Source organism: Pseudoalteromonas sp. SG45-1 (assembly GCF_014164135.1).
Lineage (GTDB): Bacteria > Pseudomonadota > Gammaproteobacteria > Enterobacterales > Alteromonadaceae > Pseudoalteromonas > Pseudoalteromonas distincta.
This window is the reverse complement of sequence record NZ_JACJEP010000044.1, coordinates 1-14,753: the sequence shown is the minus strand read 5'-3', so window position 1 is coordinate 14,753 and position 14,753 is coordinate 1. Positions and strand designations below refer to the sequence as shown.

Below are 14,753 nucleotides of genomic sequence, written 5' to 3'. Positions count from 1 at the left end.
CTGAGAATAGAAAGTCAGGGCTTTATCTACCGAGCAGTATTAAATACTAGGCGCCGAGGCAAGCTCACTGACTTCGATGTGATAAATGATAGCTAATCATTTATCAACGAGAGATACAAGGCGCTAAGCTTGCTTGCGCGAGAAGCAAAGCTTCTAATTGCCTAAGGCTATTTTAAATTTCAGATTTATACCCTAGCTCAAATGATATGTGGACTTCCAACAGTTTGCTAAACTCTTAAATCCATGCCGTTCCTACCCATAGAAACTAAACAGTAACCTTATTTTTTAATATTCATATGCCCCAATACAACACTAAACTTAAGAGCCTTTGTATTGAGGCCAGTCATAGCTTTATACAGGTGGATAATAGAGCTAAACCACTAACAACCAGATAAAAATCTCAACGAAGCAAGCCACGTCAAATTTAAAGCGTACAAGCGTAAATTATTATGTATCTGTTGGCACATCGTCCCACGACTCACCATAACCTAAAACCCAACTCATGCCGTATCGGCGCTCATAAACAATACCTGAGTTGAGCTCATTAATATTTATGTCGTCTTCATTAGGTTTGCCATTATTGAACCCCATATCCCTATCTCTAACTCGCCAATGCTGATGGTACAAAAAAGATTCCATTTGGGTCAGTACCTCGTCGTCTTTTAATTTTGCATCAGCGAGAAATTCTTTAGTATTTCTTATAGCTTTAAGTACAAGTTCATTACCCCATACATCAAACTGTTCATTAAAAGCAGGCATTTCATTTAGTCCTTGTAAACTCCAAAGCAAGGGCACCAAGGTTTCTATCTTCCATGAGAAGTTGACTCTGTCATCATCTTCAGGTGTTGGGTTATTAATGAATTTTTTCTCTTCAGGTGAAAGGTATTGGCCAATACTGTTCTGCTCAATCCACACCTGATTTTTTTCTGGAAAGTACACCTTACCAACGGATGCTATAACACCCAAAACACGTTGAGCCACCTCTTTAGGGGTTCTGATGATAATTTCTTCTTCAATATCTTCCATGAGTTCCTCTTAAAATAATATTCTAGGAGAGCAAGTAAAATCTGCTCGATCTTCACACTAACCTACTAGCCAAGCAATAGATTGCAGAGTTATATTATAGGCACTTACTTATTTTGTTGCTTTGCATATGTATTAATGAAGTTTCCGTAATATACATATTCGTCTTTGGATAAATCTGCGTAAGCATCTGAGTTAGTTACATGCCCATACCCACCTACTTTCGCAATAGTAACACCGTTTTTAAAGGTGATGGAAAGTCCATGTTCTGTTTCCCAATCGCATCCACCCTTAAATTCGCAAAAAAACTCTTTTGTCATAGAGCTTCTACAAATAGATAATGATGAAAGTCGTATAAACTCAAGCATTCTATCCTCATGATCTTGGGGTGGCATATCCTCAAGATAATCCTCGCCAACGTCTAAAACAAAGTCTCTATAATAGGCAAAGAGGTGCTCCTTTAGAGCTTCTCGATCATCTTCCCCTAAAGTTAGGGCATTGTTCAGTGTTGTTGCTATTTCATGTTTAAATTCTTTTAAATCTTGATCATTAAATTCCAATTCTATCTCAACCTTGGCGTTATTGAGAAAAGGGATCGGCAAGGGTGAAGACAACCATTCATACCATTCTTCGTTGTACTTACTCATCACTTTTTTAAATACTATATTTCCGACTTCTAATTCCATACGATTTCTCACTAAGCCTTGTTGTATATTTACCCTGCGTCTGCCTTTAAATTACTAAAGTCTGCTTTTTTAAGCTTCTCGTTCTCAATAAATATCATCAGCTTGTCACCATCATGCCAGCACCAATCGAACTTCTCATAGGATCTTAACGTTAACAGCGACATCCAATCACCTTTCGGTGTTGGGTCATAACCCAAAGTGCAAAAAGATGGATAACCAAGCATGTAATCTTCGCGATAGTCCTGCAAATAAGGTAAATCGGCTAAAATTTCTGTGTCAAAAGGCCAGTCTTTGCGTAAATCTTCATGCCTAGGTATTTCCTCTCCATAACTAAATACCATTTTCTTTGCTTTGTATTGAGCAGGCGATTGTTCGTATAAAGATAAATCCTTAACATCTGGATAGAAGTAACCGATAACGTAGCCATCACTGCCCCAGAATATTTCATCGTTTTCATCATAGGCATAAAAGAGCAATAACAAACCTGATTCAGGTAAGACTTTGAGAGGATAACTGATTTCAGAAAAATTGATTTGTCCTAAAAATCTATATTCACCTTTGATATGAGTTGGCCATACAAAATTTTTAGGTACTAGCGGGCTACCTCCTACTCTACTTTCATGAGCTTCTGCGTCGCGATTTAAAAATGCAATATCAACACTCGGTTTGGTAATTGATTTTAAATAGTCTTTGTGAGGCGATAGTTCTGCTTCAGTATTAATAAACTCTTTTAATATATTAGGATTCATTTCACTTCCCTTTGACTAACGCCTAATCTTACACGAAGTCAGCGTAACGTGAATTTATTGGCCAGTTATAATTATGAGTAATCTATCGTGAATACTGCCTCAGGGCAGTGCCTGCATTTAAATTTATAAATGGTAGGATTTCCGCCTTCTTCATAGTTTTCGAGAATCTTTTGCCAGATATCGATTTTTATCATTTCTTCTTTCAAAAAGTGTTTTAGCTGAACACCGTTTAATGCTTTTAAGTCATCCGCATCTGCGTCACCATGAAATTCGCAAGCGTCATTACAATGACTCATCCAAACTTCTTGCTGCCATGAGTTGTAGCCAGGCGTTCTTTTACAAACTTCCGCTATTATATCAGCAGCAATACCTGCTACACCCAAAGGATGACCATCAACAAACGTCCCATCGAATTTCATTGCCGCCGAACCATCTGCGATACACCAAGGACATATATATTCTATTTCGTCCGCGCTATACATTGTGGACGAATAGATATATCCGTTTGCTTTTTCACAACAGTCACAAGTTTCATCGCTTTCTTCGATCGCTTGCGTCGTAATAGGGTCTGGATGATATTTAAACGTTGGTAATTGCACAGTTTGTCCTTATGGCGCTAGCACTTTAATCATTGGCAGGCGTTTGCTGCTGATAGTTTTATTATTCGCGTTATTTTGCTACATATTTTTAAATACCGCCAGCCAAGTCGGTATTTCCTTAATTTTTATAAAACCCCGCACAATGGCTAAACCTATAAAAGTAGAACTGAACAAACGGCAAAGCTCACAGGCCAACTAAAAAGTTACTCTACTCATTCCTGGGCAATCCTAAGTAAGGTCAGACTGGAAGTATTCAAATGAAGTCGAGTGATTACTTAGAGTTGGTTGATGGCATTTGTTAAGTGGTCGGGTATTATTAAACGTGTCGTTTTACAGTAGATCGGAAATATCTTAATATGGATATCTATGTCGTATAATGTTGGCAATACAACATGGCATAAAAAAATCGCAAAATTCAAAAATGTTTAATCAGGTTTTTGCTGTTCGAGCATCCTGTATGAGGTAGAAAAGTATGACACTATACTCGCTCAAAGCGGTCACTTACTCTTACGATATGCTCGATTGGGACATACTCGGGTTTATTAAACTCATAGCACCAACATTGCCAGAAGGCGAAAACCCTTATGCATTTTTTCTGGGCATTCATAGGCAGAATCACTCTTTACTAGAGTACTGGCCTGAGGGGTATGAGTTTTCATTTTTACCCGGCTACCTTAAAAAGAATTACGATGTTAGCATTATGGATGGCTTTATCGGTCTTCGTATGAAAGCGTATAACGCATTAAAGGATATTCTCGAGCCGCTGGGTGAGTTTATTGAAACAAAAGCCGATGGTGAACCGATTGTTATTTTTAACTTACTTACCTTTGGTCAAGAAGACTTAGATAAATGCGAAATAGAATATTTTGAGGGTAACCCTGTTGGTTGCAGCAAAGTTCAGTTTGTTATGGATGATGTGAAAAACAAACCTGTTTTTAAAAGTAAGTTACATGGTGGCTCTCGCTTGTTTTGTACTGATGTGTTTAAGCAAGCGGTTGAAGATAATGGCTTAACGGGCCTGTATATTGACGAGGATCTGGATAATATTTTTGCAAATTAATGTGAATTCAATCTAACCATAGGCCGTAGGCAAGTAATAGAATGTCACTCGAGCACATATATTCGAGTGATTCTTTGAAAGTGGGGTTGAGTCTATGCCGCCAAAGCCATTATCACCACTTTATTCCTCATCAAAACCCACACTCACTCGCACTACCCCCTTATATTGTATACTGCAGCCCTTCAATTAACTGTCCATCCGTCAGGAAACAAGAACTTTTATAAGACTATTTTAAATTGGCTTTGAAAGTCTACTAAAATAGTTTAATCCTGACTATATTGTAGGCATTTGACGTGGCGGCGCACCTCAAGGAATTGCGGTACATGTGTTAAGCACGGAAGAGGATCATATTGCGATTCGCATCTCGAGCTATTCAGGTATTGGGAACGTGATAAGCATGTTAGAGTGCTTGGTTGAGTGTTTAGAAAGTGAAGTAGCCTGTTAATTATTGATAAAGAACACTTAACAATTTTTATGTGCAATGTGAAAGTATAGCAATAGATTGAACCAAAATAGGAACGAAGATATGGTTAAACCATTATAGATGAATAAAAACGAGCCATTTTATATGGCTCTCTATACATACATAGGACGTTATCCGAATGATTAAGCTTTTAATATATAGCCCAAAGCCAGTTGAATTAAATGCAACTTCTTTTGGCGGCAAACCAGTAAAAAATATCAGCGAGAATTTCAGCTGGCCTAAATGTGCTTGCTGTGAGCTCCCAATGCAATTTCTAGGTAAAATTAAAGTCGAAGATGACATACACCAAATATTTATGTGCCAGAATGACCCTGGTGTATGTGATGACGGTGAGCCCGATGACGGCGGGAACGCTGTTATTGTAATCAAGCCTAATGAACTTGAATATGTGACTATTCCTGCTGAAGGTGAAACATTACGAAAGACTGAGTATTCTGCCGTCATTATAGAAGTCGATGCGCCAAATTATGCAGAGGCCGTAGATGTATGGGGAGAGAGTAACAACCAGGAATATCGGCGGGTTTTAGGTCAAACTTCCGGCGAGCCATATTGGCTCCAAGGCGATGACACACCAAATTGTGATACTTGCCATAAACCAATGACATTCATTACTCAATTGGAGCAAGGCCCCAAATATGAAACTGAAATGAACTTCGCTGGAGGTTCCGGATATTCTTTTGCATGCAGCTGCAATCGTTCTGCTAAGTTTTTATGGCAGTGCTAAGTTGTACTAGCTCAGACTTGATCTGACGTTTCGGTTTGAAAAATTGAGAGTTACCAAAATTTAGCTATTGCTCCATCGCAATTTGCACGCATGGTATGGCTACCGTACTTACCTCAAAATATTTGCAACGCTGTAATTTTATTTACCATCAAGCCAAAAAGTTTTGCACAAATCACTTTAAACCAGAATATGGAAGTCAAAACAATGAGTGACATAAAAGCTTATTTAACAGGTTTTTTTATCTCTTGAATTAAACTCATGAGTGCAATTGTTTATGTAGCTACTAATTTTTCTTGTTGCTAGGTAAATAGTTCATGAGGTGTTTTATGACCTCTTGTTTTCTTTGGAAGGTGGTTGAGCCTATCAACCACGTCCTGAATCTCCTCTTCACTCAGTAGCATAAAGTCGCTTCTAGTTGCTGACCAATACGCTCATATTGAGCAAACTATTTTTCTTTGTCGAATGTTGTGGTTAATAAAACTAGCTTGACACTCACTCTAATTTAGCAAGCAAAGCTGGGGACTAGATTTATTTCTTTAGGTCAATAATTAATTTCTTACGACTGCATTGCTTCATTTCATCCTTTAGATAAGCCATTTTTATCTTTAAACCTAAATTATAAGCATAAAGATAATTGCATAACTGCAATTTTAATTTTTAACTTTGTGGCTTTTATCTACGTATTTTTGCTGTCTAGTTTGTTTTTATTACAATCTTTCCTGCATGGTTACCGGTACCTTTGCCTACACTAAAAAAGCCAAAACCAGTAGATTAGTTCAATACATGCTCTGCTGTTGTGCCACTTACACCTGTTAGTGTTGATGTTTTTGAATCAAATGCAAAATGCTTACTAATAATTGGATTCGATTTTATTTTTTTTGACTGATCACCAACCGCCGAAACCGCAATGCTTTTGTACGCAAAATCAGCCAGTTGTGCCGCTATGCTAGGAGATAAAATTTTCATGTAAAATCCTTTTATTATTTAAAATCTTTAAAGTAATCCGTATCGTCGTCTTCAGTTTCATAGATTTCAAAGTCACTTTCCCATCTACAAATAGTCGAGCCATAAAAATCTAAATTTTCATGAGCATGGTTAGGAAATATAAAATCTACATTAGGTGATACTAAATCAGCGTTTAGACTGCTTAGCTTTTGTTTGTACTCGTCGGGCTCATCAATTCCACGTAGCTCACTATTCCAAAGCTCATACTCTTCACCGCCATGAATTGCAGTAATAAGTTGATAAGTAACTTCATGGGAAAACATATCACCGGGTATTTTTGACTCAACAACAACTTCTGGCATATTAAACGCGCCATCGGAAGCTGTAATAACCTGATCTTCTTTTTCAATTTTATGTGCAAATTTGAGGCTCCGATTAATTAAAACACCTTCAACGGGATTGCCGTTTAAAGTAATAATCCCTTTAACCTCAGAGCACATGTGTACGTCATATTTTTTTATTAAACTAAACATAGTGGTTCTAAACCTCTGCTTTTATAATTGAAGCCTAAAATTAGTCTTCAATTATGTCCATTATTTCATCGTAATCGACATCAACTAGCTCTGGATCAGGTGTACCCGTAACTAAAAAAGATAAAAAGTCAGTGAAAGTATTAAATTTAGACACTTCCTGTCCGTAAGTTTCTGTTAAAAATAGCCCAACTTCACCAGCACGATCCGACTCTTGCGAAAATAAAAAATAATAGCCACCACCATCATAAGAGTTAATAACCACCCCATGATCGGGTACTGATTGATATTCATCTTTGTTATCATACGTCTGATGATAATATTCAGTTGCTCCAATCACATCATCCTCTTCATAATCTTCATAATCTTCATCCAAAGGAACAAGACCCTGTACACTGTCTCCAAACCAAAAACAAAATCCATATTGTTCTAAAAAAAATCTATAAGGTTCAGGTAAAGTTATTTTAAACTTCTCTTCTAAACCCTTAATCTGTCCCCGAGGTGCACCGCCTTTTCTACAACTAAAGTTTTCTATTTGTTGAGCCTGTGCCATTATGTTAGTTATTTCGTTACTCATCTTATTCCTCAAACTTTTAATTTTGTATTTAAATATAAAACGATTAAACTATTTCTAAACCTAGATTAGGTCCTAAACCGTTTTCGTCATACGGTTCATCACCTTCCTCATACCAATGAAGTTTTTTGTTTTCTCTACTATGGAAGTCTTCCGTTAATAGTTCTAAATTATCCAAATCATTTGGGTTTTCATTTGGATCACACCTAAAAATAGGCTTTTTATGGTGAACATTGTACTTTTTAGGTACTTGACGTGTTACTTTCATACGATTTAATTGCTTTGGTGTAAAGTGATTATGCGCTTCATGGTTATCATCATTCAGTGCATCTGAAGCATACTTTTTGATATATTCTTTTCGCTGAACTGGAAATGCCTTTCTTGCCTCATCAACTTCTCCAACTGTACGTTTATGGTACTTCGTTGGTTTTGAATCAGGGTTAATCTTGACCTTTTCACCGTTAACTTTATGTTGATTTGCAAATTCATCAATACTTATAGTTACAGGGGTCATTTCGCCTGACTTATTAACTTTATTCAGTGTAATGAGATTATTTTCTTCATCAAGACCCGTTATGTCATATATGTGTTCTTTACGATAGTTATCTTTCCCAGGTGAATATTTAATCGTAGATATATCTTGATTGTCAATTGGAGTACATGCTATTGCTACTTTAAAAATGGCATCAATTACTTCTTTTTCAAAGCCATTATCTACCAAGGTATCCAGCATTCTCTTTAATCTTTTTTCACCTTCTTTACACAACAACCCAAACGGATCAACCCAATTCACCGGATTTGGCGCATATTGATAGTGGTTTATGCCACCCACAAGCCCTATCGTGTCTTGGTTTATAAAGCGTTGTTGTTTTGGGCTGTAGTAGCGGTAGCGGTTGTAATGTAAGCCGCTCTCTTCATCTAGATATTGCCCCTGAAAACGAATTGGCTGAGTGAAGCTGCTTTCTTTATTAGTGTCAGGCTCAGCTTTTGGCTCCTCATAACCATACACATCAGCTTGGTTTTCCCATACGACTTGCGCTTTGTTGTTGGTAACAAACCGCGGCGTATTAAGCTGGTCTAGGTGATAGTAATACACCTCACCTTGTTTAATTAGTGCGACTGGGTGAAACTGATTTGGCAGGTTGATATACCAGGTATATTCACCGTATTGGCATTCGCCGATTAACTGGTCGTTATCCCAAATGTAGTCAATTTTGCCCTGCTCGGTGTGCTTGGCGATACGACGACCTAATGGGTCGTAGTCGTATTGAGTAAGCGTACCGTTGTTATTAAAACAACTTAGCTGATTAAACGCGTTGTATTCGCGGCGGGTTTTTATGCCTCTGCCAGTTTCGCGTATTTGGTTACCAAATTCATCATAATGAAAGTCGCTGTCGCCAAATTGTGTTAGGCGGTCGGCGTCGGTGGCACTGTTTATTGTAGTGTTGTTAGTGCCTTCATTGTTTATTACTGAGTCTGCGTTGCTACTATTTTTACTACTACTTTCACTACTATTTGGCGCTAACTCATTGTATTCGGTATGCGTGGCACGTGTTAAATCAATAGAAGAACTGGCTGTATGCTCGTTACTGGCAGCATCATGTTCTATACCCTGCTCGCCTGTATCTCTAAGGTCTGCATCGTTTGTGTTTGATTGAACAGTCTGGCTTTGCGGGTTACCAAAGCTATCCCAATGGTAGTGGGTGTCATTGTTATTTTTTTCAGAGTCTAAAACTGAGAGTAGATGTCACTGTTATTCGAGTAATTGTCTAGTTCATTTTGAGACAACATTACAAAGTGAATTTTTCTCTTAATTCTTCATCTAGTTTGCTCAAAAATAGAATGCCATAATTTGGCTCATCTAAATCTTTAATCAAATCTAAAGGCAGGTTCTTCTCGTATTCATCAAAGCAGCAAGCTAATCCAACAGCTATAGAAGAGACACTGTCTGTATCCCCTCGAAGTGCAACACAGCTTTGCAGTAAATCTTTAAGGTTACTATTTTTTATTAAACAGCTAAAGGCAGCACTAACAGTATCGAATGCTTTAATAGAAACCTCCTGCCCCAGTCAAAATCCCAATCAGCAAAACCTTCACCTTCTAAAAACTTTTCTAAGTTTAATAATTTACCCTTGTGATGGATGCCAAAGTGACAAGCTAAGGCAATAGCGCAACTAGATTGTATAGCTATAGAAGAATTGTGCGTAATTTGGGCTTGCATTTTAGCAAATTCGAGAAGCTTATTTTTTTCTTTAAAAAAACCTATCGGTACAGATCTCATAGCTGCACCATTTCTTTCGCTATTGGGCTTGATTATATTTATTAGATCAAATCCAGGTTCTACACTTAATAAAAGTTGATAGAAGCCCTTTGAATATCCTAAACGTTGATCTCGCTTAAAGCATTCAATAAACTTATCTGCAATAATTTCGCTCGTAAATTTTCGTTATTTAACATTAATCCCACTATGGCGATTGTCATCTGGGTATCATCGGTATATTTAGCTGAGAACCCATATAAATCATGTCGTGAATAACTAGACAGATCATTATAAAGTACCACTTTTTTTCCGAAGAAAACTCGAAGCCAGCCCCATAGGCATCTGCTATAGCTATTTCTATTAACATTAACTAATTATCACCTTGAGCTATAATATTCGAATACATTTCAAGAACAGATTTTCCTGTTAGTTCTTTTTCTAAGTCTAGCACTTCTTTTAAGGCACTTTTAAAATCCAGATCTGCGTTATATTTCACAATTTCTTGCTTATCTAAAAAGCATTCCTCAGGCGCAATACCTAACTCCCAGCGTGTTTTATAAATACTCCTAAACTTAGAACGGAGAAACTCGACCTTCTCAAGAAAAATCATATTTTGAAATCTTAAAACATCTTCTTCAAGTCTCAATTCAGATTTTACTTTCCTATTTTCTGATATTTGAAAGAGCTCCCATAAAGTAGGCTCAATTGAATCTGAGTATCGACTATAACAACACTCATAAACAATTTTATTTTCTTTAAATACCTTTCCAACAATGGACTCATCACCCGTTTCTAAATCAACCTTAATTGTTTCGATTAATGAATAGTCTTCAATCACTTCTCTCATCTCTTTGCCATGATACTCTCTATAGCGAGCTTCTTTGGGTATCCTTTGAAAATCGGAAACATTAAAGAAAGCAGAATTGAGATTATTGTCTGAAATAAATTGAACGAGAATTAAATCATTATTTTCTATTAAGAAAAACCTTATTAGTACTTCTTCATTACTGGATAAAAAATCTTCTTTATGTAAATTATATATATCCAAGTTAAAGTTATTTATATCGATCATAATTGCATCCTTAAATTTGAGTTAATTTAACAACACCTTCAATATTTGAATCAACAACCAGCTTATGACCAGATTGTATGAGATGCTCGGATTTAGCAGGTGACTGTCCAATTTTATCAGCAATAAAAATCTAAATTTTCATGAACATGGTTAGGAAATATAAAATACACATATAGGTATAAACTCCCCTGACTTATACTAACCAGTTGCTAGTTAAAATAAGTTCCATTAATTAAAAAGCGAGAAAGTGAATCACTTTCAACCGTTACCTCATTACCCATATCGTGCCACATGCACGCCATACCGAGTAATTGTAGGGACAAGAATGAATCTACAGGGGCATGATCCGGACCTGCCTCATAAATGTGGTAGCGCTCTTGCGCTTGTACGTTTTTGGCAAGTGCTTCATTAAAATCACAACCAACATCAAAAGTTGCTGGCGATAAAGCAGCTGGCGATAAAGCAGCTAGAGTTTCTAAGTATCCGAAAGCAATATATATCGCCCAATCATTTTGTTTAACAGCCATTCCCATGCACTCGTCAAGCAATTTAGGGTAATCTGCTTTACTATGGTGATAAGCTTGAAATACTTCAACGAGCTTATAAGAAACAGGGCCTGCTTGTGTCGCACTTTGTTTCATCGTTTCTATAGGGAAGTTTGCCAAGCTATCCATACTTTCAGTGTCGCGAGTAATCACCGCTAAAAAATAGGCATCAATCCATTCTGATGGCGCTGCATAACCGTTTTCTAACATACCTTTACCATTCCATGTTACTTCGGGTAAATCATATATTTTAAAGGTTTGCTCTTGCTCTGGGTACTGCGCAAGCTTTAAGAACGCGGCGTACATTTTTGACGCATAACGTAGCCCTGTTGCTGACTCTTTTTCTATCTCTGGCGTTTGAACTTCCCAAGTGAGCCAACGAGCAAGTTTAATCATATCCTCTGATATCATTAAAAGGTTATCGCGTCTAATTTCAATATCTTCTACTATTTCTTCATAGGCTTCTCTTGGCGACTCTAACCACTCCTCCAAAGGCACATACTTATCAAATTCTGGATCGTATTTTCTTTTAATTCTCATTTTTTCCTCTTAGTGCATTTTTAATCCTATCAAAATCAGAATCACAAAACGAATCAAAGCCAATCGGATCTTAATTTATAAGGCACGGCTTTTAAAGAAAGAGAAATAGCGCAATAGCCATCAATCTATGCTATCTTTTAGCCTCTATTTCTTTTAGTGCATTCAACAAAATAACATTGCCATTTTTAGATATAAAATCTGCATGTTTATATATCCTATCTTTTTCACTAGAATATAATTCACTGTTTGAGACTTTTTTTAAATAATGATTAATAAGAAATGACTCGCTATTTCTATAATAACGAAAGAGCCTTGATCTTTTTAATTTCCCTCTATGTGTTAAAGCAAAAAATGCTGAGACATTACTCATAAAATGAGTTAAATCTTCTTGATTTACTTCCAAAGATCCCAAAAAGTTTATAAAGGCTTCATCAAAAATTTCAGCATTGTCATCACCACAGTTTATGAAGGATTCAACATGCCCACTCAAGTTTGCACCATGATTGTGCTGATCGAAACCTGGAGTTCTTACAAAGTAGTTTTTTTCTCCGCGAAAAAAGCTATTTGTTTCATTGCTTTTAATCGATATTCCAAATAAATTTGTCATGTAAAATCTCTTAGTCGATGGCAGTAAAAGCGTAATTGCTCAACTTATATTTTTTAATCAGCAATTAATTAAGTTGTTTACTTTTTATGTAGCTCATCTGACATAGAAACAATATCAGCCATTACCCGCTTTTCACCTAAATCAGCTAAATCAGCTAAAAAGTTTAAATGCTCAATAGCCTTTACCTTTTTTAGGTTCTCTAATTTGTTTGTGCCGCCTAAAGCCAATGCCGGTACAAATGCATACATTTCGTCATCATTTAAGGGGCCAAGATTATTATATGCTCTTTCAAACAGTAGCTTTTCATTGACGTCTTTTTCATCTAGAGGTTCTTTCCTCATCGTAGCAAAAAATAATTCGATCTGGCGATCCTCTCCCCGCACTCTCAATTTTTCTAAGTAATCTGATGGGAAAATCATTCCATAATTTGAACTTATATCTAAACTCCGACCAGACGTAGTACCCCATACAATTAAATCCCCAAACGCACTTCGCCCAATGACATAATAACTATCGACACCCGACTCTGCCCGCTTAGCGAATTCAGTATCTTGCAACCATGTTTGCAAAATGTCATGGTAGTCTTGTGGGTTCACAAGCCAAAAAATGCCCTCTGCCCACCCACAAAAACCATATTCTTGCCAGTATTCCAACAAGCGTTCAGGGAGTTTGCCTTTAAAAAATTCAAGCGTCTCTTTAGTTGGCATTGTCGCTTTAATAGCGGGACCAAAACCCTTGAAATTGTAAAAGTTATCAAAGAATTTATTCATCTATTTACACCTATGTAAGAATAAATAACTATAAAATTGTGGTTTCAGCATCTCTAATGAGTTATTTAAGTTTATGCCAACCCAAACTGAGTGTGGGTGCTAATAAGACTTACCCTTAAAATGTCCTGCCCACATAAAATATACTACACATACAGTTAGAAATGCTTTTTTACAGTGGCCATACAACGCCCTGCTTGATTTTATAATTACAAAAGCCAAATACTTCGTTCGTTAAGATATAAAAATTAAGGTAGCCGTGGAGTTTTTTTAATCTTTTACCAAAGTACCTATAGGAAGGGCTTATTGAAAAGAGCTAAAATTTATTTTTAACTTAGTTTAGAAGTTTCTATAAATATCCATTTATAAAATCCTAAATCATCGTTCTCAGCGTTTTGTCCAATATCTCGGATAACCCTTTGGCAAACCATCCCATGACTTTATTTTATTTATAACGTTTATATCAAGTTCATCATATTTTTCACTATCAATGTCGAGTGACTTATACCACGCAAAATCTTCATCATATTTAAAGTCAATTGAGAAGTCGCCTTCTGATGTCATTTCAAAACGTGCTTTATTCCAAGGGACATCATTTTTATTTTTGCATAATATAGAACAGTGCATAAAAGGCATCAGAAACTTTTGATTCATGAGCAAGACCATTTCGCTTATTTACGGTAAAATATTTGTAATTCTTGGAATAACTTTTATCCAAATATTTCTATAACATTGTTACCGAAACATCTACTTTATCCATTAACAACGTTAATGTTGCTATGTCCCATTCATCAGGAAGAGCATCAAACACTGCTTGTCCCACATGATTGTATATATCGTCCAATGTATCGAACATTTAACTTCCTTAGTTATCTTCTCTATTAGCCAATTTTGATCAATTATGTAATTAGAAAAGAGCTTTAGTGGAGTCTAACTTCGCTGTATTTTACTAAATTTATAGTCTGTGCTTTCTAACTAGCCCTTTGGTTCATTCCTTTCAATTTATCGCTATTCTATGTAGCAACTTTGGCTTTTTAGTTGGGGTACCAAGTTTATTTTCTGCTGTACATTGGAGTAAGGTATCAACTAAATGGCCGATATTAGAGTAAGGGGCACAACCACATAGCTGCTCCACTTTGATTGCGGTTATTTTTACCTATTGTTTTTGACCTTTAATAACTAAACTTTCGAGCTTGCCTTTGACTTTTATCGTAAATCCTTACTCATTCGTTTTATAAATATAAGTTGCAGATTGACCAGGATGGTTATAAATATCCTCTTATATAGCGGTAGGTTTAGGTATTCAATTTCTATCGCCACACTACATCCTATTTATGGTGTACCTGAATAAAGCCAGCTTTAGTTATATTACAAATAATCAATAAGGAAACAGCTTCAAATTGACTTGATAATGTTTGTAACCTTATTAATCAAAAGCTTGGTTTTGCTAACACTTTACCATACTATGTAGTGGTCAATAAAATTTGGCCACAGTTTTAGAATCTTGATATCTAACCTCAGATTCATTTGGCGCTAAACCGGCATTATAATGATGCGGCCTAACGTTGTTGTAATATCCGTTGATATA

General features: G+C 36.4%; 18 protein-coding genes. 2 read left to right on the top strand and 16 right to left on the bottom strand.

Going from position 1 to position 14,753, the window contains the following annotated elements:
- Window positions 1-447 precede the first annotated feature (447 nt).
- The 4 genes from H5117_RS19730 to H5117_RS19715 all read right to left on the bottom strand — a co-directional run bounded on the left by H5117_RS19730 (window position 448) and on the right by H5117_RS19715 (window position 3,057).
- On the bottom strand, window positions 448-1,026 hold the full coding sequence (locus tag H5117_RS19730; RefSeq protein WP_182738966.1) for a DUF4272 domain-containing protein: 579 nt from the start codon (window positions 1,024-1,026) through the stop codon (window positions 448-450).
- A 104-nt stretch (window positions 1,027-1,130) separates the two neighbouring features.
- Complete coding sequence (locus tag H5117_RS19725) at window positions 1,131-1,709, bottom strand: DUF6985 domain-containing protein (protein ID WP_182738965.1); 579 nt, start codon at window positions 1,707-1,709, stop codon at window positions 1,131-1,133.
- 29 nt (window positions 1,710-1,738) lie between these two features.
- Window positions 1,739-2,458, bottom strand: a complete 720-nt coding sequence (locus H5117_RS19720; protein ID WP_182738964.1) for a YwqG family protein — start codon at window positions 2,456-2,458, stop codon at window positions 1,739-1,741.
- A gap of 71 nt (window positions 2,459-2,529) precedes the next feature.
- The gene (locus tag H5117_RS19715) at window positions 2,530-3,057 is read right to left on the bottom strand and encodes a CbrC family protein (RefSeq protein ID WP_182738963.1); all 528 of its coding nucleotides are present in this window, start codon (window positions 3,055-3,057) and stop codon (window positions 2,530-2,532) included.
- Window positions 3,058-3,529: 472 nt separating this feature from the next.
- Here H5117_RS19715 and H5117_RS19710 point away from each other — a divergent pair, with 472 nt between their 5' ends.
- Window positions 3,530-4,117, top strand: a complete 588-nt coding sequence (locus tag H5117_RS19710) for a hypothetical protein (protein ID WP_182738962.1) — start codon at window positions 3,530-3,532, stop codon at window positions 4,115-4,117.
- Window positions 4,118-4,719: 602 nt separating this feature from the next.
- A complete protein-coding gene (locus tag H5117_RS19705) occupies window positions 4,720-5,325 on the top strand; it encodes a hypothetical protein (RefSeq protein WP_182738961.1) in 606 nt (201 codons plus the stop codon).
- 771 nt (window positions 5,326-6,096) lie between these two features.
- On the opposite strand, the gene H5117_RS19700 is transcribed toward H5117_RS19705, so the two are convergent.
- The 12 genes from H5117_RS19700 to H5117_RS20780 form a co-directional block, all read right to left on the bottom strand.
- Entirely contained in the window at window positions 6,097-6,291 is a 195-nt protein-coding gene (locus tag H5117_RS19700; RefSeq protein ID WP_182738960.1) for a hypothetical protein, read from the bottom strand.
- A gap of 14 nt (window positions 6,292-6,305) precedes the next feature.
- On the bottom strand, window positions 6,306-6,803 hold the full coding sequence (locus H5117_RS19695) for a DUF6795 domain-containing protein (RefSeq protein WP_182738959.1): 498 nt from the start codon (window positions 6,801-6,803) through the stop codon (window positions 6,306-6,308).
- Window positions 6,804-6,843: 40 nt separating this feature from the next.
- On the bottom strand, window positions 6,844-7,377 hold the full coding sequence (locus H5117_RS19690; RefSeq protein ID WP_182738958.1) for an SMI1/KNR4 family protein: 534 nt from the start codon (window positions 7,375-7,377) through the stop codon (window positions 6,844-6,846).
- Between the two features lie 43 nt (window positions 7,378-7,420).
- Window positions 7,421-8,470 carry an RHS repeat-associated core domain-containing protein gene (locus H5117_RS20870; RefSeq protein ID WP_310737178.1) on the bottom strand — a complete coding sequence of 350 codons (1,050 nt, stop codon included), beginning with the start codon at window positions 8,468-8,470 and terminating at the stop codon, window positions 7,421-7,423.
- A gap of 694 nt (window positions 8,471-9,164) precedes the next feature.
- Window positions 9,165-9,383 (bottom strand): hypothetical protein, encoded by a 219-nt coding sequence (locus H5117_RS20925; protein WP_404936138.1) that lies wholly within the window; start codon window positions 9,381-9,383, stop codon window positions 9,165-9,167.
- Complete coding sequence (locus tag H5117_RS20570; protein ID WP_404936137.1) at window positions 9,383-9,799, bottom strand: ADP-ribosylglycohydrolase family protein; 417 nt, start codon at window positions 9,797-9,799, stop codon at window positions 9,383-9,385. Before H5117_RS20570 ends, H5117_RS20925 begins: the two co-directional genes overlap by 1 nt.
- A 205-nt stretch (window positions 9,800-10,004) precedes the next feature.
- A complete protein-coding gene (locus H5117_RS19675) occupies window positions 10,005-10,706 on the bottom strand; it encodes a hypothetical protein (protein WP_182738957.1) in 702 nt (233 codons plus the stop codon).
- Between the two features lie 209 nt (window positions 10,707-10,915).
- Complete coding sequence (locus H5117_RS19670; RefSeq protein WP_182738956.1) at window positions 10,916-11,791, bottom strand: immunity 49 family protein; 876 nt, start codon at window positions 11,789-11,791, stop codon at window positions 10,916-10,918.
- Window positions 11,792-11,921: 130 nt separating this feature from the next.
- Window positions 11,922-12,398, bottom strand: a complete 477-nt coding sequence (locus tag H5117_RS19665) for a hypothetical protein (RefSeq protein ID WP_182738955.1) — start codon at window positions 12,396-12,398, stop codon at window positions 11,922-11,924.
- Between the two features lie 77 nt (window positions 12,399-12,475).
- Window positions 12,476-13,168, bottom strand: a complete 693-nt coding sequence (locus tag H5117_RS19660) for a GAD-like domain-containing protein (RefSeq protein WP_182738954.1) — start codon at window positions 13,166-13,168, stop codon at window positions 12,476-12,478.
- Between the two features lie 384 nt (window positions 13,169-13,552).
- Window positions 13,553-13,792 carry a hypothetical protein gene (locus H5117_RS19655; protein WP_182694122.1) on the bottom strand — a complete coding sequence of 80 codons (240 nt, stop codon included), beginning with the start codon at window positions 13,790-13,792 and terminating at the stop codon, window positions 13,553-13,555.
- Window positions 13,793-13,889: 97 nt separating this feature from the next.
- Complete coding sequence (locus tag H5117_RS20780) at window positions 13,890-14,021, bottom strand: hypothetical protein (protein WP_259395970.1); 132 nt, start codon at window positions 14,019-14,021, stop codon at window positions 13,890-13,892.
- Window positions 14,022-14,753 lie beyond the last annotated feature (732 nt).